The organism is Cypionkella sp. PAMC25878, from assembly GCF_058135695.1.
The window spans coordinates 3,492,827-3,514,973 of the sequence record NZ_CM176871.1 but is presented as its reverse complement, the minus strand read 5'-3'; the positions used below and the strand labels follow the sequence as shown (position 1 = coordinate 3,514,973).

Here is a 22,147-nt window from a genome sequence, read left to right as displayed (position 1 = left end):
TTGTGGCCCCCTTTTTTATTGGATTGAGGGCATCACCGCTCTGCCCAACCTAGGGACCGTGGACATTTAGCGCGGCGCAATGATTGTTGCGGCGATGCTCCACGTTGCGCGGTAGCTTGTGTCGGTTTTGTCGTACCTTGTGTTTACGCCTCTGAACTCCTTGATCTTGCTGAAGTAGTTTTCGATGAGGTGTCGCCATTTGTAGGCTTCGGCGTCGTGGGGAATGTGCAGGATGCGGTTGCGTTTGGCGGGGATGACGGCTTCTGCTTGCCTGCGGTCCAACTCGGCGCGCAGGTGGTTTGCGTCAAACGCTTTGTCGGCCATCAGGGCGTTGAAGCTCAGCCCCTCGATCAGGTCCGGCACCCCGGTAATTTCGCTGCGCTGACCCGGCAGAAGCACAAAGCGCACCAGATTGCCAAGCGCGTCTGTCAGCGCCAGAACCTTCGTCGTCAGCCCGCCTTTCGAGCGCCCAATCGCTTGATTTCGAGTCCCCCTTTTGCGCCGCTCGCCTTCTGATGCGCGCTGATGATGGTGCCATCAACGAGGACGTATTCAAAGTCAGGCTCCCCCGATATGGCGTCGAAAATACGTTGAAATACATCGGCTTGCGCCCAGCGGCGAAACCGCCGGAACACAGAGTTCCAAGCGCCAAAACCCGGCGGCAGGTCACGCCATGGACCGCCAACCCTGACCTTCCAAAGGACGGCTTCAAGAAACAGCCGATTGTCCTTCGCCGTCACCCCGCGCGTCCGCAACGAGCCCGGCAAAAGCGGCTCGAGAAGCCGCCAACTCCGGTCAGAAATGACAAAACGTTCAGCCCGCATTCATACCTCCTCAAAAGGAAGCTTGAATCACGATATCCACCCAATGGGAATCCTAAATGTCCACAGCCCCTAGGATAGCAGCAGAAAATTGATCGCTTTGACCTGCGGTTGCAACGTGGACAGGCACCAAAATGATGCCGTTATTTCGCCGGGTTCCTGTCCGCAGTTACCGCAAATTGACCGTTTTGCCGGGCTAGCGCTGCTGCTTGAAAGCCTTGGTTTCTAACCTTTCGTGGGTTGGGATCGAGGCTTTCATTTATCGAGTCTTGTCTGTTCTTGGGTCAGCCCGCTCAGCCTTCCGTGCAGATCAGGCGCTGATCTTGTTGCTTTCGGGCGTCAGGGCGGCGTCGGAAGTTGCTTCACTTTGTACCAGTAAAGGTCTGATATCATGGCTATTGCGAGTGAACTGACGATCAACACGGCCGCCACAGCGCTGGATATGGCCAATGCGATTTTCGGAAATGGCATCACCGTCACTTCGGCAACCTATAACGGATCTACGGTTTCTTCAGGCGTCTACTCGGGTGGGCTGACCACGATTGCGGGGTGCTCGCCGACAGATACAGGCGTGATTCTATCGACGGGCAACGTCGCGATTGACGAGGTGAACGCGGGCAAAAACCGTAACCTCTATCATGACAACACCTTGGATCAGTTCAACACCGAGATGGACGGTTTCACTATGTGATCTCGCTCAAGGCCCCGGTGAATGCGGGGCAGGTCAACACCATCAAGATCGGCATCGCTGATGCCAGCGATACGGCTTATGATTCCAACCTGCTGATCATGGGTGACAGCGTTCAGACGATTGCGCTTGCGATTGATGACAAGATTAACATCACCGCCAACGGCACCCGCACCTTTGATATTCTGGCCAATGACCGCAACGCGGCGGGCACGACGCTGACCATCACCCAGATCAACGGGGTGAATGTGGTGGCAGGGCAAACAGTGACGTTGTTCACCGGGCAAACCTCGCGGCTGAACGCCGATGGCACCACCACCGTGACGGCCAATGGCACCAACGGGGTTGAGAATTTCACCTATACCGTCAGCGATGGCACCAATACCAACGTGGGTTATGTGACGCTGACCTCCTCTGGCTCGGCCTCGCCGGATGGCATCGTGTCGGGCACCTCGGGCAATGACACCATCGACACCTCTTATGTTGGCAACCCAGATGGCGATAAGGTTGATAACAATGACGGGCTGGGGGTGCAGGGCACCACGGGCAACGCCGATCTGATCTATGCGGGCGCGGGCAATGACAGCATTTTTGCTGGAGTGGGCAATGATATTGTCTATGGCGGCTCGGGCAATCATACGGCGCTGGGCGGCGCGGGTGACGACAAGATTTACGGTGACGCTGTCAATGACCTGGTTGCCGCGGCGGCGGGCAACGACTCGGTTGAGGGCGGCGCTGGCAATGACACGCTGTATGATGGGGCGGGCAACGACAGCTTTGTCGGTGGCAGCGGGGCCGACAGCCCGTTCGGTGGCGATGATCGCGATACATTCTTCGGTGGGGCTGGCGATTGCATAGACGGTGGTGAGGGCGGTCACGATTATGACGTGCCCGACCTCACGGCCTACGGGTTTGCGGCCACAAATTTCCTCTACGACCCGCTGAACCACGAAAACGGCACGGTCAAGTTCTTGGATGCCACGGGTCATGTGACGGGTACGCTCAACTTCAACCATATCAAGAAGGTCATCGCCTGTTTCACCCCCGGAACTTTAGTGCTGACAGCGCACGGCAAGGTCGCGGTTGAAGATCTGATGGTGGACGATCTGGTGCTGACCCGCGACAATGGTTTCCAACCAATCCGCTGGTTCGGGCGTCGCGATCTGTCGGCTGCCGAACTGGCGGCTGCGCCACAGTTTAACTCGGTGCGGATCGCGCAGGGCGCAATGGGACGTGGTCTGCCAGAGCGCGATGTGCAGGTCAGCCCGCAGCACCGGATGCTGATCAACACCTCGCGCGCCGATCTGTTGTTCGGCGAGCCTGAGGTGTTGGCAGCCGCGATGCATCTGATCGGCATGCCCGGCATCACCCGGGCCACGCCGGGGCGGATCAGCTATTTCCACATCCTGTTCGATGGACATCAATTGGTCTGTGCCGATGGCGCTTGGAGCGAAAGCTTTCAGCCGGGCCAGCACACGTTGGCGGGGCTAGAGCGCGGACAGCGCCAAGAAATCTTAGCGCTTTTCCCAGACCTGAGTGCAGGCGTGTCCTATCCAGCGGCGCGCGTGATGTTGAAGTCAAAAGAGGCACGCATGTTGCTGCATCATTGAACGCCCAGAGGGCAACACTCATCAGTATGTACGCGCAGGGTAGCGGGCATTGTCCTCACAACAGAAACATACCCCAGTCTGGCCACATTTCGACCATGCGGAAGGGGTATTCCCAGTCTTAGAAATACTGGAATGGGCCCGCTTTGTGGTTACCTGTCGCAAAAAATTACCTCTGTGTCCCTGAGCGCCCGCCTGGGTTGCAGGGCCTTAAGGAACGTTGATCATGGCTGTGTTGAACTCTGGTCTCGGCGGCACCTCGGGCTACGGTGAGCAATCCTTCAAGACCACGGGCGGTTATACCGGGTCTTTGGATGACGGCTCGCGGTTGGTTGATATCAGCGGGGTTTTCGGCACCGGCGGCATGGATGTCTATGGCAGCCGCTTTACCTCTATTTATATCAACACCAATGGGTTGATCACCTTCACCTCGGCACAGCCGAGCTATACTCCAGCGGCCCTGACCATGCTGGGTCAGCCCAGCCTTGCGCCGTTCTGGACCGATATCGACATCTCAAAAGGTGGCGATATCTATTGGGATATCGACGCCACCACGGGCAAGATCACCATCACTTGGCTGAACGTAGCACCCTATTCTGGCACGGGTACGAACAGCTTTCAGGCGGTGATCACCAATCTGGGCGGCGGTGATTTCGGCGTTGATTACCTTTATAACTCAATCGGCTACACCAACGGCTATGCGGGGCAGGCAACGGTTGGTATCTCGAATGGCACCACCTCGCAGACATTGCTGGAAGGCTCGGGCGATCCGGCTTTTCTTGCCACTTATGCGGGCAATGATTTCGACACCAATGATCCGGCTGGCGTCTATTCGATGCAGTTCGAGGCCGGGCAGATGTTTCAGGGCGACGGCGTGGTCGATGGCACCGCTGGCAATGATCTGATCGACACATCCTACACCGGGGACCCGGACGGCGACCGCATTGATGCCAATGATGGCACAGGATATGCAGGCACCACGGGGCAGGCGGATTATGTGCTGGCGGGCGCGGGCAACGATACCGTCAATTCCGGTCTGGGCAATGACATCGTCTATGGTGGCAGCGGCAATGACGTCGTCAATGCGGGCGTCGGGAACGACACCGTATATGGCGATGATGGCAATGACAGCCTAGATGGCTCCAGCGGCAACGATGTCATCTATGGCGGCGCAGGCGATGACACGATCTCGGGCGGCACTGCCACCACAGGCACCACCTATACCCCGGTTTACACCGAAGTTACCGCCGCGTTGCAATCGGTTGCTGGCACCAACGGCCGCCCGAATTTCACCGTCAACACCGTATCGGGCGACAATGATCTGACCACCGGCACCTCTGGCACGTTGACTGGGTTCCGGCTGGGCAACACCGATGCGGTAGAAACCCACACCCACACCGCAAGCTCGCAGCTGGCTGGCGGGCAGATCCTGTTCAACGCCATCAACGGCAATGAAACGATGACCATCGTCATCGACGGTGTCACGATTAATCTGAACACCGCCATTGCCTCGGGTATGGTGACGTTCAACGGCAATGCGGTCTATGCGGTCTATGCGATCAACGCTTCAGGGCAAGTGATCCGCATCGGCGGTGGCGCAAGTTCGACCACCAACGGCACGCTGACGATCAACGTGCCCTTTACCAGCCTTTCGCTGACAGCAGGCGGCACCACGACCGGGACTGCGGCGGGTTTTTACTACGAGTTTTATGCCAACACCAACCCGCTGAACGTTGCAGCCGAGGCGGCGGGCGATGATTACCTGTCGGGTGGTTTGGGCAACGACAGCCTGCTTGGCTATGATGGCAATGACACTTTGTTCGGCGACGAGGGCAACGATACGCTCGACGGTGGCAACGGCAATGATAGCCTCAACGGCGGTATCGGTGATGACAGCCTGCTCGGGGCCGCAGGCAATGACACGCTGGCGGGCGGCGATGGTCGCGACAGCCTCTATGGCGGCGCGGATGCCGACAGCCTGACGGGCGATGCGGGCAATGACCTGCTGTACGGGGGTGACGGCAACGACACCCTTGATGGCGGCGCTGATAACGACACGCTTTATGGCGACGCTGGGAACGATAGTCTGCTCGGCGGCGCGGGCAACGACCTGCTGTACGGCGGCGACGGCAATGACACGCTGGATGGTGGCGCTGACAACGACACGCTCTACGGCGATGCGGGCAATGACAGTCTGCTGGGGGCTGCTGGCAACGACAGCCAGTTCGGCGGCGCGGGGAATGACACGCTTTACGGTGGCGATGGCGATGACAGCCTTGATGGTGGCACCGAGGCCGACAGCCTCTATGGCGATGCGGGCAATGACACGCTGAACGGCGGGGCTGGGGCTGATGGGCTCTACGGTGGCACCGGGATGGATTATGCCGATTACTCGGGCTCGGGTGCTGCGGTAAACATTGACCTTGCGGCGGGAACCGGGCTTGGTGGCGACGCGCAGGGTGATGTGCTGAACAGCATCGACGGTATTTTCGGCTCGGCGTTTGACGATACTCTGCTAGGCTATGACGGCGAAAGTACGCTGCCGGGCGATCTGTGGACCAACGTGCTGTATGGCGCTGTGGGCAATGACTACATCGACGGGCGCGGCGGTTCGGACAGCCTCTATGGCGGCACCGGCAACGATACGGTGATCGGCGGCGCGGGCAATGATCTGGTTGATGGCGGCGATGGCAATGACAGCCTGACCGGAGACGCGGGCAACGACACCCTGACGGGTGGCCTTGGCGATGACCGCCTCTACGGCGGCGCAGACAATGACACGCTGTCGGGCGATGCGGGCAACGATCTGCTCTATGGCGGCACCGGCAACGACAGCCTGCTGGGCGGTGCGGACAACGACACCCTCTATGGCGACGATGGTGCAGATACGCTTGATGGCGGCGCGGGCGCTGATCAGCTGTTTGGCGGGGCTGGCAATGACAGCCTGATCGGCGGCACGGAAAACGACTCCCTGAACGGCGACGATGGCAACGACACGCTGCTGGGTGGCGCGGGCAACGACAGCCTGCTCGGCGGTTTGGGCAATGACTACCTGCTGGGTGAGGCGGGCAATGACACGCTTCTTGGCGGCGATGGCAATGATACGCTGGATGGCGGCACCGAAGCTGACAGCTTGCTCGGCGAGGCTGGTAATGACAGCCTGATCGGCGGCGATGGTGCAGACAGCCTTTACGGCGGCGCAGACAATGACACCTTGTCGGGCGATGCGGGCAACGATCTGCTCTATGGCGGCACCGGCAACGACAGCCTGTTGGGCGGCGCTGATAGCGATACGCTCTACGGCGAAGACGGTGCGGATAGCTTGGACGGCGGCGCGGGCAACGATCTGCTTTACGGCGGCAATGACAATGACACGCTGCTGGGCGGCGTGGACAATGACACGCTTTACGGCGATGCGGGCCATGACAGCTTGTTCGGCGGCGCTGGGCTGGACCAGTTGTTCGGCGGTGATGGAAATGACACGCTTCTCGGCGACGATGGCAACGACACGCTGTCGGGCGATCTGGGCAATGACAGCCTGTTTGGCGGATTGGGCAACGACCAGCTTTATGGCGGCGACGGCAACGATACATTGTTCGGTGATGCGGGCGAGGACACGCTGGAAGGCGGGCAGGGCGCTGACAGCCTCGACGGCGGCGACGGCAACGACCTTCTCGACGGCGGTGCAGGCAATGACACCCTGCTTGGTGGCGCGGGCAATGACACGTTGCTGGCCGGGGCGGGCGACGACTCGTTGGTTGGCGCAGATGGCAACGACAGCATAAATGCCTCGCTTGGCAATGATACCGTCGATGCCGGGGTGGGCGATGACAGTGTTGATGCAGGCTCTGGCAATGATCTGGTCTATGGCGGCGACGGGCAGGACAGCATTTTCGGCGGTGACGACACCGACACGCTTTATGGTGGCGCGGGCCACGACCTGATCTTTGGCGGCAACGGTAATGATCTGGTCTACGGCGATGCCGGCAATGACACGCTCTCAGGTGATGCGGGCAATGACACGCTTTATGGCGGTGTCGACAACGATCAGCTTTCCGGCGGTGATGGCAATGATCTGCTGTTTGGCGGACTTGGCAACGACGTGGTCTACGGCGATGCGGGCGACGATACGCTTTATGGCGATGCCGGGGCAGACACGCTCTACGGTGGTGCGGGCAACGATCTGTTCGTTGTCGAGGGCAATTCCAACGCCTTCGGCGATGTGATTGTCGGCGGTGAGAATGTCGGCGACAATGACGTGCTCGATCTGACCAGCTGGGGTTGGGCGCGAACCAACATCATCTACGATCCGATGAACCCCGAGAATGGCGCGGTCGAGTTCCTTGATGGCGCGGGCCATGTGATTGGCACGATGACCTTCTCGAACATCGAGAAAGTCATCCCCTGCTTCACCCCCGGCGTGATGATCACTACAGATCGTGGCGATGTGGCAGTTGAGGATTTGCTTGCTGGCGATCTGCTCGTCACCCGCGATCATGGCTTGCAACCGATCCGCTGGATCGGTAGCCGCAAATTGGGGCTGGGGGATTTGATTGCCCAACCGCGCTTGCAGCCGGTGAAAATCGGCCAAGGCGCGCTGGGCGAGGGTCTGCCGCTGCGTGATACGCTGGTCTCGCCGCAACACCGCATGCTGATCGAAGGCGCTTTGCCAGAAATGCTGTTTGGCGAGGCCGAGGTGCTGGTGGCCGCCACGCATCTGACGGCCTTGGCGGGGGTCGTACAGATTTTGCCGCCGGGCGTGACTTATATTCACCTCCTGTTGGAGCATCATGAGATCATCCGCGCCAATGGTGCTTGGACCGAAAGCTTCCAACCCGCCGAGCGGATGCTGGATGCGTTGGAGGACGGACCACGCGCGGAAATCGCCGAATTGTTTCCGAAGCTGATGCTGGATCATGCCGATTACCCGGCGGCGCGTCTGACGCTGAAAGCACATGAGGCCAAGGTGCTGCTCTCGGCGTGATTTCTCGATTTCCGTCACGGAAATCGTGCCGGAATTCGTGTCGAATTCCGCCTGCTAGCCTTGTCGCCCCGCGCGCCACGCCGCCCAAGCTTCCGGCGTATCGAGATCCGTCAGCGCGTGCTGATCGGGCAGGGCGATCAGCCGCACGCGGTCGTGGTGCCGGATCAAAACGCTCCGCGCCCCCTCATCGCCGCGCAAGTCCTGTAATACCGCCCGCAAATCTGCCGAAAAAATTACCGGATGCCCCGGCCTGCCATCCGCACTTGCCCCGCGCAGAATGGCATCAGGCCTCTGATCGAAAGCCTCGATCATCACCGTCAAATCCGCTGCATCCAGCTCAGGCATATCCCCCGGCAGGATCATCAGTGCGCCCTGCGCCGCAGCCGCCCCGGCACGGATTGAGGCCGCCATGCCCTCGGCAGCATCCGCCAGGGGCAGCAGAATCACATCCAGCCCCGCCAAGGCGGCGGTCCGCGCCAGATCATCCCCCCGCAGCGTCACGATCACTCTGTTGCACACAGATCTTGCCAGCCGCGCCTGCCTGCGCAGTATCGGCTCTGCGTCTAGCAGTTCCAGTAACTTGTCGCCACCGCGCATCCGGCGGGCGGCCCCGGCGGCGGGGATCAGGATGGTCAGGTTCATGGAGTGAGGGTGACGCAAACAAAAACGCCGGTCAAGCGACCGGCGTTTTCTGTTTTATCAAACTGGACCTTAGCCACGCATCCGCGCGCCATCACCGTCAAACAGCGGGGCGAGATGCACCACAGCTTTGCGGCGTTCGCCCAAGATTTCGATGTGGCACTCCAAGCCATCCTGCACTTTGTCGGCAGGCAGGAACCCCTGCGCGACCGATTTCCCGGTGAAATGACTGAAACCACCGCTGGTGCAGAAGCCAACCATCGCATCCTCCAGCCAGATCGGCTCCCATGCCACCACGTCCGCATCCGATGCATCGACGATGAACGACACCAGCTTGCGCTTCGGACCTGCGGCTTTCTCGGCGGTGGCCGCCGCTTTGCCGATCCAGTCGGCATCTTTGTTCCAGCGAATGAAGCGATCCAGACCCGTCTCGCAGGGAGTGTAATCCGGCGAGAACTCACGCCCCCACGATCCGAACCACTTGTCCAACCGCAAGCTCATCATCGCCCGCATCCCGAAGGCGCGCAGACCCAGATCGCTGCCCGCTGCGTTCAGCGTATCCCACAAATGCCGCACGGACATGTGATCGCAGAAAATCTCGTAGCCCAGATCGGCGGTGTAGCTGACGCGTTGCACGATGCAATTTGCCATCCCCACCGTCATCCGCTTCACATCCATGAACTTGAATGCAGCGCCCGACACATCCGAGCGCGTGACGCGGCTCAACAATTCCCGCGCATTCGGCCCGGCAATCTGGAAGCCCGAGCGTGCGTCCGAGACGTTTTCGACCGTCACCCCGTCCATCGCATTCTGCTCAAACCAGCGGTAATGCCAGCCCTGCGCGCCATAGCTGGCGGTCAGTTGGAATTCGGTTTCCGACAGGCAAGACACCGTGAAGTCACCGATGATCTTGCCGGAATGCGCCAGCATCGGCGTCAGGCTGAGGCGGCCAACCTTGGGGATATTCCCCGCCATGATCCGATCCAGCCAAGCCCGCGCGTTCGGCCCTTTGACGATATACTTGCCGAAGTTCTGCAACTCGTTGATGCCGACGCCCTCGCGCACCGCCATCACTTCCTGCCGCGTCGCCTCCCAAGCGTTGGAGCGTTTGAAGGTCGGCTCCTCATAGGTCGGTTCACCCGGCAGAGCGTAGTAGTTGACGACCTCAAGCCCATATTGTTGACCCCAAACCGCATTCAGGGCATTGTTGGTGTCATACATCGGCGTGGTGCGGAACGGCCGCGCCGCCGGACGCTCCTCGTTCGGATAGCCGACCGAAAAGCGCATCTGATAATTCTCGATCACCTTGGGCACGGTATAGCCGGGCGTCGTCCAAGTGCCAAAACGCGAGACATCAAAGCCGCGCGGGTCACGCTCGACCTCGCCCTCGATCATCCATTGCGCCAGCGCCAGCCCCATGCCGCCGCCTTGGCTAAAGCCCGCCATCACCGCGCAGGCCGACCAGTAGTTCTTCAAGCCCTGCACCGGGCCGATCAGCGGGTTGCCATCGGGGGCAAAAGTGAACGGCCCATGGATCACCCGTTTTACGCCCGTGCGCTCTAACACTGGGAAGCGGCGATAGGCGAAGTTCACCGAATCCTCGATCTTGTCAAACTGTTCGTTCAACAATTCATGGCCGAAATTCCACGGGGTGCCGTCCAAAGACCATGGCTCACAGGGTTTTTCATAAAAGCCAATACACAAACCCCGGCCTTCTTGGCGAAGATAAGACTCGCCACCCGGATCCATCACATGCGGGAATTCCTTGCCCGATTTCAGGATATCCATGATTTCAGGAATGTCATCGGTGACCAAATACTGATGCGCCATCGGCAACAGCGGCAGATAAACCCCCGCCATCGCGCCAATTTCGCGGGCCCAAAGCCCGCCTGCGTTCACCAGATGCTCACAATACACCGTGCCCTTTTCGGTGACAACTTCCCAACCCTCAGCGGTCGGGTTCGTCTCCAACACGCGGTTGTGCAGAACGATTTCCGCCCCGCCCATCCGTGCGGCTTTGGCATAGGCGTGGGTCGTCCCCGACGGGTCCAAATGCCCATCCAAGGGATCATACAAAGCCCCAACGATGCCTTCGAGATTCACCATGCCATAGGTGAATTTCTTGATCTCCTCTGGCCCCAAAATCTCGGTATCCAGCCCCATATAGCGGTGCTTGGCACGCTCTGCGATCAGTTGATCAAATCGCGCCTGATTGTCGGCCAAGGTGATGCCGCCAACATGGTGCAGGCCGCAAGACATCCCGGTGATCGCCTCCAGCTCTTTATAAAGCCGGATCGTATAGCCCTGCAAAGCCGCCATATTGGTGTCGCCGTTCAGCGTATGAAACCCGCCCGCCGCATGCCAAGTGGAACCGGAGGTCAACTCCGACCGCTCAATCAGCATCACATCCGACCAGCCGAGTTTGGTCAAATGATACAGAACCGAGCAGCCGACAACGCCGCCGCCAATCACAACAACGCGGGTATGGGTTTTCATCTGGGAATCCTTTTGCAAGCGCAGGGCCGTAGCCCTTTTGCGCCAAAATAGGCGCTTCAACGCAAATCACCGCCCCATCCGCGACAAAATGCGTCGCAAATGACGTGCTTCGACCGCGATGGACCGCAACCTCCGATCATAGTAGCAAGGGCGCAGCAACGGAGGCGCAGATGCTGGGTAAACTTTGGCCGATCCTAATTGGCGTGGCAGTGGTCATGACCGCCCTAGTGGCAATGCGTCCGCTGCTGCCGATTGACGAGACCCGCTACCTTTCCGTCGCGTGGGAGATGTGGCTGTCGGGCGACCCGGTGCATCTGACCAAAAACGGCGAGATGTATACCCATAAAACCCCGCTGCTGTTCGTGCTGATCAACCTCGTCTGGCTGGTCACAGGTGTCAGCGAATTCGCCGCCCGCCTCGTCGGCCCCGCCTGTGCTGTTGGAATGGTTGCAGGCACCGCGATGCTCGCCCGCCGCTTGTGGCCCGCCGAAAACCTCGGGATCCGCGCCGCGCTGATCCTTGCAGGTTTCCCGGTTTTCCTGATCTACGGTTCCGCCACGATGTTCGACGCACTTCTGGCGCTCGGCGTGCTTGGCGGCATCGCAGCACTTTGGAGCATCGGTCAGGGCAGGGGTGGCTGGCCGCTGTTCGGCTTGGCACTTGCTTTCGGCGTCTATGCCAAAGGTCCGGTCATCCTCGTCTACCTGATGCCCGTTTTGCTGACCATGCCCTACTGGGCGCCAAACCCACCCAAAACCGCCCAAATTGCCAAGGGTTTCGGCGGCGCACTTCTCATTGCCCTCGCCCTGATCGCGCTCTGGCTGGTCCCCACGCTCCTCACCGCCACCCCCGAATTCCGCACCGAACTGCTCTGGACCCAATCCGCCGCGCGCGTTGCGGGCGGCATGGCGCACGACCGCCCGTTCTGGTTCCTCGCAACCCTACTGCCGCTTTTGCTGTTCCCATGGGGCTGGTCGATCCGAGTGTGGTCCGGCTTCAAAGGCACATGGAGCGATCCCGCGATCAAACTCTGCACGATCTGGGCAGGCTCAACCCTGATCCTGTTCTCGTTGATTTCCGGCAAACAAGCACATTACCTGCTGCCCGCCTATCCCGCGATGGCCCTACTTTTCGCCCATGCCTCAATCCGGGCCAAATCCGGCAGCCTTGCTTGGGTCGCCCTGCTGCTGATCGCCGCTGGGGCAGGGTCAGTGGGCCTCGGCCTGATCCCCGCCAAAGCTGATCTCGCCCCACTGGCCCCGTACTGGCCGCTCACCGCTTTCGCCGCCCTCTGCCTGATCCTCGCCCTGTTGATCTGGCGCTTGCCCAGTATCCCCGGCCACCTGCTGGCGGGCATAGGCCTAACCCTTGGCATCCACGCCATCATTGCCACCACCGGGCTCTATGCTGCCTATGACGGCCAAGCCCTTGCCACCACCCTCGCCGCCGATGAAGCCGAAGGCCTCGCCGTCACGAACGCCGAATACAACGCCGAGATCAACTTCCTCGCTCGTCTGACCACAAATGTCGCCCTGACCCCCGATCTGCCAAGCCTGACCGCTTGGGCGCAAACCCACCCGAACGGCATGATCTTTGGCCGCATAAAAGAAAACCCGCTGACGGCAGCGCCGCAGCAGGTTTTCCATTTCATGGCGCAGGATTGGGGCCTCTGGCCTGCTACTTCTCTGGGATCAACCCCTTAGGACTAAACCTGAGTACCAACAGCAAAACTGCGCCCAACGTCACCAAGCGCAAATGCGGGGCGGCATCAATCAGATGCGCCTTCAAGGCACCCGCTGGCAGCGGATAGGTCAGATAGCCCATGAACACCGGGCCTGCGTTTTCAACGATCAACCACAGCCAGCCTAAAAGCAAACCGCCCAGAACCGCGCCCCAGTTGTTGCCAGAGCCCCCAACAATCACCATCACCCAGATCAAAAACGTAAACCGCAGCGGTGAGTAATTGCCCGGCGTCAGCTGCCCCTCCATCGAGGTCAGCATCGCGCCTGCCATCCCCACCACAGCCGAGCCGATGATGAAAATCTGCAAATGCCGGGCGGTGACGTTCTTACCCATCGCTGCGGCCGAGACTTCATTGTCGCGGATCGCCCGCATCATCCGGCCCCAAGGGCTGTTCAACATCCGTTCTGAAATCCAGATCAGAGCCAACAGCACCAAGCCAAAAATCAGCATATACAGCAGCTTGACGAGGATGGTGGAGGAGTTGATCAGATCAAAGCCCCAGTCCTGCGCCCAACCGATGAACTCGGGTGATTTCTGCAAATCGACCTCATACGGCACCGGCCAAGGCCGCGGCAGGCCGATCAGGTTCTTCACCCCGCGCGACAGCCAATCCTCATTCTTCATCACGGCTAGGACGATTTCCGCGATCCCCAGCGTTGCAATCGCCAGATAATCCGAGCGCAGACCCAAGGCGACCTTGCCAATCGCCCAAGCCGCAACGCCCGCGAACAGCGCGCCCACCGGCCAAGACAGCAGGGATGGCAGGCCAAAGCCGCCGATATTGCCATAAACGGCCGGATTAAACGCTTCAATTGCCGTCACCGCCGGGTCATAAATCGCACGGTAAGCAAAGAAGCCGCCGATCAGGATCGCCGCAACCAGCCAATTCCGCGCCCGCCCCTCGGCCATACGCTGATAGCTGACCACGGCCGCCGCGATCACCGCAAGCCCGAACGCAAGGCTCAACAGCAACCGAGGCCCACCCGCCGCCCAAGCTTCGGGCACTGGCTGGGCTGAAACCACCACCACCGCCAAACCGCCCAACGCCACCGAGCCCATGATCCCGGTCGAAAACAACCCAGCATAGCCCCATTGCATATTCACGCCCAAGGCCATGATCGCGCTCAGGATGCCGATGTTGAAGATTTGCAGGCTGAGGTTCCAGCTTTGCATCAGGCCGGTCAGCACGAACAGCAGACCGACGCCCGCGAAAAGCATCACATTGCGGTGCATGTCATTTCCCCTTAAAAATGCCGGTCGGCATGAACAGCAGCACGATGATCAGGATCGAGAAACTGACCGCGAATTTGTAATCGGTCGACAATAGTTGCAGCAGCTGCGTCGGGGCCAGATCAACCGAAGCCAGATACAGCACAACCTTTTTCCACGCATAGGTCACGAAGACTTCCGAAAACGCGATGACAAATCCACCCGCAATCGCCCCCAACGGATTGCCCAGACCACCCACGACTGCTGCCGCCGCAATCGGCAACAGCAGTTGGAAATAGATGAACGGGCGGAACGACTTATCAATGCCGTAGAGTGTGCCTGCGATCACCGCCAAAGCCGTGGCGATGATCCAAGTCACCATCACCACCTTTTCAGGGTTGATGCCCGACAGCAGCGCCAGATCCTCGTTATCCGAGAACGCCCGCATCGACTTGCCAGTGCGGGTTTTCTGCAAGAACCAGAACAACAAGCCTACACAGACCGCCGCCATGATCACCGTGATCGCCGTGGTGGATTTGATCGCCAAACCCTCTTGCAGCCCGGTCATGTCCTTGAACTGCTGCGCCGTCATCACAAACCGCCCGCCATCGGCAAAGCTTTGTTCCTCTGGCCCGATGATCATCCGGGTCAACCCGTTCAGGATGAACATCACGCCGGTCGAGACGATCACCAGAATGATCGAGGCCGCCTTCTTTTGCCGATAGAACCGATACACCACCCGGTCCGTCGCCAGCACAAATGCGCAAGTGATCGCAATCCCGAAGGGCAGGGCGAGCAGCGCCGTTGGCAGCGGTCCCGCGCTGATGCCCATGCTTTGGAACCACCAGGTGATCAGGATCACCCACATCGTGCCAAAGGCCATGGTATCGCCATGCGCAAAGTTGGAAAACCGCAGGATGCCGAACACCAAGGTCAACCCCAGCGCACCCAGCGCAAGCTGGCTGCCATAGGCAAAGCCCGGCACCACAACGAAGTTCAGAAAGGCCACAAGGGCGTTGAGCATATCCATGGCCTCAGCCCCCCAAGAACGAACGACGGACTTCGGGATCGGCAAGCAGCGCTTGGCCCGTGTCGGTAAAGCGATTGGCGCCCTGCACCAGAACATAGCCTTTGTCGGCAATATCAAGCGCTTGGCGGGCGTTTTGTTCCACCATCAGAATGGAAATCCCGGTGCGGGCGACCTCGATGATGCGGTCAAACAACTCGTCCATCACAATCGGCGACACGCCAGCGGTCGGCTCGTCCAGCATCAAAACCTTCGGCTGCGTCATCAGCGCGCGACCCACGGCGACCTGCTGACGCTGCCCGCCCGAAAGCTCCCCCGCCGCCTGATAGCGCTTTTGCTTCAGGATCGGGAACAGATCATAAATCTGCGCCATGGTGTCTTTGATATCATCGGTGCGAATGAACGCCCCCATCTCAAGGTTTTCTTCCACCGTCATGCTGGTGAAAATGTTGCTGGTCTGCGGCACAAAGCCCATGCCCTTATGCACGCGGGCCTGCGGCGAAAGCTTGGTGATATCCTCACCGTCCAGCATCACCCGGCCACCGCGCAGATTGAGCATGCCAAAAACCGCCTTCATCGCTGTGGATTTGCCCGCGCCATTCGGACCCACGATCACCGCGATCTGGCCTTTTTCGACGGCAATCGTGCAGTTGTGCAGAATATCGACCGGGCCATAGCCACCCGTCATATTCTCACCAATCAGGAAGGGTTCAGACATGCGCCGCTTCCTTCACCTTGTTCTTCAGCCCGGTGCCCAAATAAGCCTCAATGACCTTTTCGTTGTTCTTCACTTCCTCAACCGTCCCCTGCGCCAGCACTTTGCCCTCGGCCATGCAGATCACCGGGTTGCAGATGCGGGCGATGAAATCCATGTCATGTTCGATGACGCAGAACGTATAGCCGCGCTCTTTGTTCAGTCGCACGATGGCGTCGCCAATGGTGTTGAGCAGAGTACGATTGACGCCCGCGCCGACCTCATCGAGAAACACCATCTTGGCATCGACCATCATGGTGCGACCCAACTCCAGCAGTTTTTTCTGCCCGCCCGAGATATTGGCGGCGCGTTGATCGGCCAGATGGGTGATGGTCAGAAACTCCAACACCTCATCAGCCTTCTCGCGGATGCGCTTTTCCTCGGCAGCCACAGCGCCACGGCGGAAACAGGCGTTCCACAGGCTCTCCCCGGATTGCGCCGCTGGCACCATCATCAGGTTTTCCCGCACCGTCATGCTGCCAAATTCATGCGCGATCTGGAAGGTGCGCAGCAGACCCTTGCCGAACAACTCATGCGGCGGCAGCCCGGTGATATCTTCGCCCGCCATCTTCACCCGTCCGCTGGTTGGTGGAAGCCGTCCTGCGATCACGTTGAACAATGTGGTCTTGCCCGCGCCATTCGGCCCGATCAGCCCGGTGATCGACCCGGCCTTTATCTCCAATGATGCGCCATCAACAGCCCTAAAGCCGCCGAAATGCCTGTGCAGGTCTTCGACAACGATCATATTTCCCCCTAGTCCCCGCTTCTTGTCATGGAATCCCATGCGAGCGTGTTTGTTTGCATGGCAAGCCATGCTGCCGTTTTGGTTTGCATGGAACCCCATGCGGGCGCGTTTACTTACAGCAACGGCCCGAGGCGTAACCCCGGGCCGCACTTAGATCACTTCAGGGTCGAAATCAACGGAACTTGACCGTCTCGTAGACGCCGCCCTTGATTTCGAACTCGCGGTAGCGGCCAGCGCTTTCGCCCGGGCCGATCAGTTCCACGCCCGACGCGCCATCATAGTCGATGTCTTTGCCTGCCGCGATCAACTCCAGCGCCTTGCCGATCTCGCCGGGCAGGATTTTCTCACCCGGAGCGTTGGCAACTTCCATCATCTTGTCTTTGTAAACTTTGGAGTCAGTCGAATTCGCCGCTTGCATCGCCAGCATGATCAATGCCGCCGCGTCATAGGATTCCATCGAATAGGGCGAGGTCGCATCAAAAGGTGCTGCCGATTTTTTGCCCATTTCAGTCAGGATCGCAGCGCCGGGGCTGTCCGATTGTGCGACTTGGCCATACGAGCCGTCCAAAGCCGGACCGATGGATTTTGGCAGGTTGTCCCCCACCATACCGCCCGGCAGACCGAACTTGGTGAAAGCTCCCGCGTCGAGCGACGCTTGGATGATGCCCTTGCCGCCTTGGTCAAGATAGCCCGCCACAACCAGCAGATCGCCGCCAGCCGCTGCCAAAGACGCGACTTCAGCCGAGTAATCAGCCTTGCCATCTTCATGCGGGATGTTGATGGTCACGGTGCCGCCTTTGGCGGTGAAAGCAGCCGAGATCGCCTCTGCCAGACCCTTGCCGTAGTCTGTGTTGGAATAGGTCAGCGCAATCGACTTCACGCCATGCTCGACCAGAATGTCTCCCATGACTTCGCCTTCGCGTGCATCCGAAGGTGCGGTGCGGAAGAACAGACCATCATCTTCAGCGGTCGAAAGGGCAGGCGAGGTAGCCGAAGGCGAGACCATCACGATGCCGTTCGGGCGTGCTACGTTTTGCAGCACAGCACCGGTCACGCCCGAGCAATCGCCACCCATGATGCCTTTTACGCCGTCAGCCGTGACGATCCGCTCTGCCGCAGCGGTGCCAGCCGCCGAGTCGCCGCAGGTGTCATCGGCGCGCACCGGAACAAAGTTCCAGCCGTTCAGCGCTTTGCCCGAAGCATTGGCTTCCGACATCGCCAATTCAGCCGCATTGGCCATATGGCCGGTCAGCGATTCGATTGGCCCGGTAAAGCCGATCAGAATGCCAATTTTCACATCTTCCGCCGAAGCAGCACCAGCCATAAGGGCGGTTGCCGCCGAGGCCAAAAGCAGTTTTTTCATTGTTATCTCCCATGTTGGATCGCAATCCTGCCATCGAGCCTAGAGCGGCGTTTCGCAAAAGAAAAGCGTCTTGAATGACAACATTTTCTTCCGATACATCAGCTTTGGCTGCAGCAGGTTGCAAGCAGGCTACTGGCGGAATGGCATTATTTCAAGCTTAAAGTAGTGTGGAGCGGTGAAACCGGTAGCGTTTGCTGAAAAAGCGAGCGGCGTTGCAGCTTGGGCTTGCATTTTCTGGACAGATTATCGGACCGCGTGCAAGGTTGCCGAATAGCATTTTGTGAGGTTGGAAATGAATTTTGTCGAAGCCGTGAAATCTGGCTATGCGAACTATGTAAACTTCTCGGACCGTTCGCAGCGCTCTGCCTATTGGTGGTGGACGTTGTTTCAAATCGTTGTGGCGCTTGTTATCGCGCTGCTTGAAGGCGGCGGCTCGTTCAGCCGTGGCGCGGGTTCTATGGAGTTCGCCGTGGCGGGCGGTATCTTTTCAACGATCTGGTCGCTGGTCAACATATTGCCGGGGATCGCAGTTTCGGTGCGCCGCTTGCACGATACCGACAGATCCGGCTGGTGGCTGCTGATCGGTCTCATCCCACTGGTGGGGGCGATCATCCTGCTGGTCTGGTTCTGCTCGCGCGGTACAGTTGGCGGCAATCGCTTCGGCGCCGACCCTCTGAGCGGCACTAACGCTAACGTGTTCTGATCGGCCTCAGATCGACAGCCGCACACCAATGCCGGGGCTGGGCATCCCTTGGGTGCCCCGCTCGCGGTAAGGCGTGGTGTTGTAATGACTGCGATAGCATTTTGAGAAATGCGACGGGCTGGCAAAGCCACAAGCCAAAGCCACGTTGATCACCGACATATCGGTCTGCATCAATAGGTTGCGCGCTTTTTGCAGCCGCAATTCCATGTAATAGCGCTTCGGCGAGCGATTGAGATACCGCCGGAACAACCGCTCCAATTGCCGCGTAGACATCCCCACGTCCTCGGCCAAATCCGCAGGGCTCATCGGGTCTTCGATGGCGTTTTCCATCATCTGGATAACCTGAGACAATTTCGGATGCCGCACCCCGATCCGGGTCGGGATCGACAGCCGCTGGGTGTCCTGATCGGTGCGGATGGTGGAATAGATCATCAAATCGGCTACGTTATTCGCCAGGTCCTCACCGTGATCCGAGGCGATGATCCGCAACATCAGATCAATCGACGAAATCCCGCCCGCCGTAGACCAGCGATTACCATCCATCACGAACACCGATTTGGTCAGCTTGACCTCCTCGAACTCCTCGGCAAAGCCGTCTTGGTTCTCCCAATGGATCGTCGCTTTCTTGCCATCCAGCAACCCGGCCTTGGCCAGCGCATAAGCCCCGGTGCAAAGCCCGCCAATCGCCACGCCGCGCCGAGCTTCCCGGCGCAGCCAGCCGATCACCGGCTTGGTGGTGGTGCGTTGGATCTCAATACCACCGCAGACCAGAATGGTGTCTTCGCGGTCCACCTCGTCCAAGCCGAAGTCGAGCTTAAAGGTCGCCCCGCTGGAACAGGTCTTCTCGACCCCGCCTTCGCCGCACAAGGCCCAAGAGTAAATCGGATAGCCCATCACGTGATTGGCCAGTCGCAAAGGCTCAATAGCGCCTGCGAAATTGATCATGGTGAACTTGTCCAGCAGCAAGAAGACAAACCGACGCGGCGCGTCAGCCTTTTCTACTTGGGTGGCTTTGCGCGTAGGGGCGGGCATGTTGCGACCTGTTTGTGTCGGTTTCGACGCAAGGAAACAGGAAATAACGGCTTCCGCAAGAGCGAACCATGCACAAACACCGCCTTTCGCTCTTTGCAATCCCGCATATTTTTTCTATACCGCCCCGATATCGCTAACAGAGGGGGAACTCCCATGACCAAGGGTTGGACAAAGTCGGATTGGCGCGCAAAACCGCGCGTGCAAATGCCCGATTATCCGGACACCGCTGCACTCAACACGGTTGAGGCGCAACTGGCCAAGTATCCCCCGCTGGTGTTTGCAGGCGAGGCGCGCAAGCTGAAAAAGCAACTGGCCTTGGCGGGCGAGGGTAAGGCCTTCCTGCTGCAAGGCGGCGACTGCGCCGAAAGCTTCTCCGAGTTCTCTGCCGACAACATCCGCGATACCTTCCGCGTCATGCTGCAAATGGCGGTCGTGCTGACCTATGGTGCGAAAGTGCCGGTGATCAAAGTTGGCCGCATGGCTGGCCAGTTTGCCAAACCGCGCTCGGCAAATACCGAAATGATCGGCGGCATCGAATACCCGTCCTACCGCGGCGACATCATCAACGGCTTTGACGCCACGGTTGAGGCGCGCCGCCCCGATCCGTCGCGGATGCTGCAAGCCTATACCCAAGCCGCCGCCTCTCTGAACCTGCTGCGCGCGTTCTCGACGGGTGGTTTCGCCGATATCCACCGCGTCCACTCCTGGACCCTTGGCTTCGCCGAGCACGACAAGGCCGAGCGTTACCGCGAACTCTCGAACCGCATTTCCGATGCGCTCGACTTCATGTCTGCCGCGGGCATCAATTCCGATTCTGCGCCGTCGCTGGCAACCGTCGATTTCTACACCAGCCACGAGTCGCTGCTGCTGGAATATGAAGAGGCGCTCTGCCGGGTTGACAGCATCACCGGCCAGAACGTGGCTGGTTCGGGCCATATGATCTGGATCGGCGACCGCACCCGTCAGCCCGACGGCGCGCATGTCGAATTTGCGCGCGGCGTACTGAACCCGATCGGCTTGAAATGCGGCCCGACCACCACGGCGGACGATCTTAAGGTATTGATGGCCAAGCTGAACCCGCAGAATGAGGCGGGGCGTCTGACCCTGATCGCGCGCTTTGGCGCAGGCAAGGTGGGTGAAAACCTGCCGCGCCTGATCAAAGCCGTGCAGGAAGAAGGCGCCAATGTGGTCTGGTCCTGCGATCCGATGCACGGCAACACCATCAAAGCGGCCTCGGGCTACAAAACCCGCCCCTTTGAATCGGTGCTGCGCGAGGTTCGCGAATTCTTCCAGATCCACAAAGCCGAAGGCACCGTGCCGGGCGGCGTGCATTTTGAGATGACCGGCCAAGACGTCACCGAATGTACCGGTGGCCTGCGTGCTGTGACCGATGAAAATCTGTCCGACCGCTACCACACCGCCTGCGATCCGCGCCTGAATGCGTCGCAGTCGCTGGAACTGGCGTTCCTCGTTTCGGAAGAACTTTCCGCTCAACGCGAAGCTGCCCGCCGCGTCGCGCTGTAAGCACCAAGAACATTAAAACAAAAGGGGCGGCGACATAAATTCCCGCCCCTTTTGCATTTCACATTGGTGCAAATGTCCTCGGGGGTTAGGGGGCGGAAAGCCCCCTTCTTGCTAGCCGCACGAAGTCACCAATCGCAACTCTGCCCGCCCGGAACTGCGCGGTGGCGCAGGCTCAACAGGCTCCGCATCCGGCACCACGCGCAAACCCGACCCCGCCACCAATTCCCGCACCAGCCCGGAAATCGCAAATCGTCGCGGCTGCCGCCCCAACTGACCTTCCGTCACCAAACAGCCCAAAGCCAGCTTTGGCTCACCCGCAACCGAGGCCAGCGGCAACAGCAACATCCGCCCCGACAGGGCAGGCCGCCCCACCGAACGCTCCGCCTCCAGCCAAACCTCCATGATCGCCGGAGAGGCGAACACCTGCTCCAACTCATGCCCAATTCGCGCCCGTGCCACCGGTTCAAACAACGCCGACAGCGGCATCCCCCGTACATCCATCCCCAGCAGATCGTTCAAAGCCATCCCGGCAAGGCGAAACCGCGCCAGCCCCGGTGCAATCTGCTCGATCAAAAATACCTTATCCAGACAATCGGCCATCCCGCGCGGATCAATCTGGCCGCGCTGAGGCAAGCCCCCCGCCACCCGCAACGCCTCCCAATAGCCGCGCACGACCTGCAACACCGCCAGCATATCCGTCGAAGACCCGCTGCGATCACCGCCCTTGCCATGCCGGCCTTTACCAAAGAAAGTTAACATCGTAGGCCCTCCACAGGCATCGGGTTGCGGCAATCCAAGCGTGTAGAGTGGCT

At 59.7% G+C, this 22,147-nt stretch carries 15 protein-coding genes and 1 pseudogene; 6 read left to right on the top strand and 10 right to left on the bottom strand.

Going from position 1 to position 22,147, the window contains the following annotated elements:
* Positions 1–66: 66 nt before the first annotated feature.
* A pseudogene (locus tag ACS5RD_RS17180) lies at positions 67–824 on the bottom strand (IS5 family transposase).
* 388 nt (positions 825–1,212) lie between these two features.
* On the opposite strand from ACS5RD_RS17180, the gene ACS5RD_RS17175 reads away from it, so the two are divergent.
* The 3 genes from ACS5RD_RS17175 to ACS5RD_RS17165 all read left to right on the top strand — a co-directional run bounded on the left by ACS5RD_RS17175 (position 1,213) and on the right by ACS5RD_RS17165 (position 8,100).
* Positions 1,213–1,512, top strand: a complete 300-nt coding sequence (locus ACS5RD_RS17175; RefSeq protein WP_489928401.1) for a choice-of-anchor L domain-containing protein — start codon at positions 1,213–1,215, stop codon at positions 1,510–1,512.
* Entirely contained in the window at positions 1,509–3,119 is a 1,611-nt protein-coding gene (locus tag ACS5RD_RS17170; protein ID WP_489928400.1) for a Hint domain-containing protein, read from the top strand. Before ACS5RD_RS17175 ends, ACS5RD_RS17170 begins: the two co-directional genes overlap by 4 nt.
* A gap of 223 nt (positions 3,120–3,342) precedes the next feature.
* On the top strand, positions 3,343–8,100 hold the full coding sequence (locus tag ACS5RD_RS17165) for a Hint domain-containing protein (protein WP_489928399.1): 4,758 nt from the start codon (positions 3,343–3,345) through the stop codon (positions 8,098–8,100).
* Between the two features lie 54 nt (positions 8,101–8,154).
* Here the strand turns inward: ACS5RD_RS17165 and ACS5RD_RS17160 are convergent, their stop codons facing one another.
* Together ACS5RD_RS17160 and ACS5RD_RS17155 are read right to left on the bottom strand one after the other, a co-directional pair.
* A complete protein-coding gene (locus tag ACS5RD_RS17160; RefSeq protein WP_489928398.1) occupies positions 8,155–8,742 on the bottom strand; it encodes a nucleotidyltransferase family protein in 588 nt (195 codons plus the stop codon).
* Positions 8,743–8,811: 69 nt separating this feature from the next.
* Entirely contained in the window at positions 8,812–11,235 is a 2,424-nt protein-coding gene (locus tag ACS5RD_RS17155) for a GcvT family protein (RefSeq protein ID WP_489928397.1), read from the bottom strand.
* Positions 11,236–11,405: 170 nt separating this feature from the next.
* On the opposite strand from ACS5RD_RS17155, the gene ACS5RD_RS17150 reads away from it, so the two are divergent.
* A complete protein-coding gene (locus tag ACS5RD_RS17150) occupies positions 11,406–12,938 on the top strand; it encodes an ArnT family glycosyltransferase (RefSeq protein ID WP_489928396.1) in 1,533 nt (510 codons plus the stop codon).
* Here ACS5RD_RS17150 and ACS5RD_RS17145 read toward each other — a convergent pair.
* From ACS5RD_RS17145 to ACS5RD_RS17125, 5 genes are all read right to left on the bottom strand, one after another.
* Positions 12,913–14,211, bottom strand: a complete 1,299-nt coding sequence (locus ACS5RD_RS17145; RefSeq protein WP_489928395.1) for a branched-chain amino acid ABC transporter permease — start codon at positions 14,209–14,211, stop codon at positions 12,913–12,915. The genes ACS5RD_RS17150 and ACS5RD_RS17145 overlap by 26 nt on opposite strands.
* A 1-nt stretch (position 14,212) precedes the next feature.
* Entirely contained in the window at positions 14,213–15,217 is a 1,005-nt protein-coding gene (locus ACS5RD_RS17140; protein WP_489928394.1) for a branched-chain amino acid ABC transporter permease, read from the bottom strand.
* Positions 15,218–15,221: 4 nt separating this feature from the next.
* Positions 15,222–15,932: an ABC transporter ATP-binding protein gene (locus tag ACS5RD_RS17135; protein WP_054005949.1), complete on the bottom strand. Its 711-nt coding sequence runs from the start codon at positions 15,930–15,932 to the stop codon at positions 15,222–15,224.
* Positions 15,925–16,713 (bottom strand): ABC transporter ATP-binding protein, encoded by a 789-nt coding sequence (locus ACS5RD_RS17130; protein WP_054005950.1) that lies wholly within the window; start codon positions 16,711–16,713, stop codon positions 15,925–15,927. Before ACS5RD_RS17130 ends, ACS5RD_RS17135 begins: the two co-directional genes overlap by 8 nt.
* A gap of 172 nt (positions 16,714–16,885) precedes the next feature.
* Positions 16,886–18,076 (bottom strand): ABC transporter substrate-binding protein, encoded by a 1,191-nt coding sequence (locus ACS5RD_RS17125; RefSeq protein ID WP_489928393.1) that lies wholly within the window; start codon positions 18,074–18,076, stop codon positions 16,886–16,888.
* Between the two features lie 292 nt (positions 18,077–18,368).
* Here ACS5RD_RS17125 and ACS5RD_RS17120 point away from each other — a divergent pair, with 292 nt between their 5' ends.
* Positions 18,369–18,779, top strand: coding sequence for a DUF805 domain-containing protein (locus ACS5RD_RS17120; RefSeq protein WP_489928392.1), 411 nt, complete (start codon positions 18,369–18,371; stop codon positions 18,777–18,779).
* Positions 18,780–18,785: 6 nt separating this feature from the next.
* Here the strand turns inward: ACS5RD_RS17120 and ACS5RD_RS17115 are convergent, their stop codons facing one another.
* On the bottom strand, positions 18,786–19,811 hold the full coding sequence (locus ACS5RD_RS17115; RefSeq protein WP_054005953.1) for a GlxA family transcriptional regulator: 1,026 nt from the start codon (positions 19,809–19,811) through the stop codon (positions 18,786–18,788).
* 153 nt (positions 19,812–19,964) lie between these two features.
* On the opposite strand from ACS5RD_RS17115, the gene ACS5RD_RS17110 reads away from it, so the two are divergent.
* Positions 19,965–21,335, top strand: a complete 1,371-nt coding sequence (locus tag ACS5RD_RS17110) for a class II 3-deoxy-7-phosphoheptulonate synthase (RefSeq protein ID WP_489928391.1) — start codon at positions 19,965–19,967, stop codon at positions 21,333–21,335.
* Positions 21,336–21,446: 111 nt separating this feature from the next.
* Here ACS5RD_RS17110 and ACS5RD_RS17105 read toward each other — a convergent pair whose 3' ends face one another.
* Positions 21,447–22,094, bottom strand: a complete 648-nt coding sequence (locus ACS5RD_RS17105) for a PAS domain-containing protein (RefSeq protein WP_489928390.1) — start codon at positions 22,092–22,094, stop codon at positions 21,447–21,449.
* Between the last annotated feature and the right edge of the window lie 53 nt (positions 22,095–22,147).

Excerpts from the sequence above, each read along its gene's own strand:
- ACS5RD_RS17175 (WP_489928401.1), top strand. The coding sequence starts at position 1,213 with ATGGCTATTGCGAGTGAACTGACGATCAACACGGCCGCCACAGCGCTG.
- ACS5RD_RS17165 (WP_489928399.1), top strand. The coding sequence starts at position 3,343 with ATGGCTGTGTTGAACTCTGGTCTCGGCGGCACCTCGGGCTACGGTGAG.
- ACS5RD_RS17160 (WP_489928398.1), bottom strand. The coding sequence starts at position 8,742 with ATGAACCTGACCATCCTGATCCCCGCCGCCGGGGCCGCCCGCCGGATG.
- ACS5RD_RS17155 (WP_489928397.1), bottom strand. The coding sequence starts at position 11,235 with ATGAAAACCCATACCCGCGTTGTTGTGATTGGCGGCGGCGTTGTCGGC.
- ACS5RD_RS17150 (WP_489928396.1), top strand. The coding sequence starts at position 11,406 with ATGCTGGGTAAACTTTGGCCGATCCTAATTGGCGTGGCAGTGGTCATG.
- ACS5RD_RS17145 (WP_489928395.1), bottom strand. The coding sequence starts at position 14,211 with ATGCACCGCAATGTGATGCTTTTCGCGGGCGTCGGTCTGCTGTTCGTG.
- ACS5RD_RS17140 (WP_489928394.1), bottom strand. The coding sequence starts at position 15,217 with ATGGATATGCTCAACGCCCTTGTGGCCTTTCTGAACTTCGTTGTGGTG.
- ACS5RD_RS17135 (WP_054005949.1), bottom strand. The coding sequence starts at position 15,932 with ATGTCTGAACCCTTCCTGATTGGTGAGAATATGACGGGTGGCTATGGC.
- ACS5RD_RS17130 (WP_054005950.1), bottom strand. The coding sequence starts at position 16,713 with ATGATCGTTGTCGAAGACCTGCACAGGCATTTCGGCGGCTTTAGGGCT.
- ACS5RD_RS17125 (WP_489928393.1), bottom strand. The coding sequence starts at position 18,076 with ATGAAAAAACTGCTTTTGGCCTCGGCGGCAACCGCCCTTATGGCTGGT.
- ACS5RD_RS17120 (WP_489928392.1), top strand. The coding sequence starts at position 18,369 with ATGAATTTTGTCGAAGCCGTGAAATCTGGCTATGCGAACTATGTAAAC.
- ACS5RD_RS17115 (WP_054005953.1), bottom strand. The coding sequence starts at position 19,811 with ATGCCCGCCCCTACGCGCAAAGCCACCCAAGTAGAAAAGGCTGACGCG.
- ACS5RD_RS17110 (WP_489928391.1), top strand. The coding sequence starts at position 19,965 with ATGACCAAGGGTTGGACAAAGTCGGATTGGCGCGCAAAACCGCGCGTG.
- ACS5RD_RS17105 (WP_489928390.1), bottom strand. The coding sequence starts at position 22,094 with ATGTTAACTTTCTTTGGTAAAGGCCGGCATGGCAAGGGCGGTGATCGC.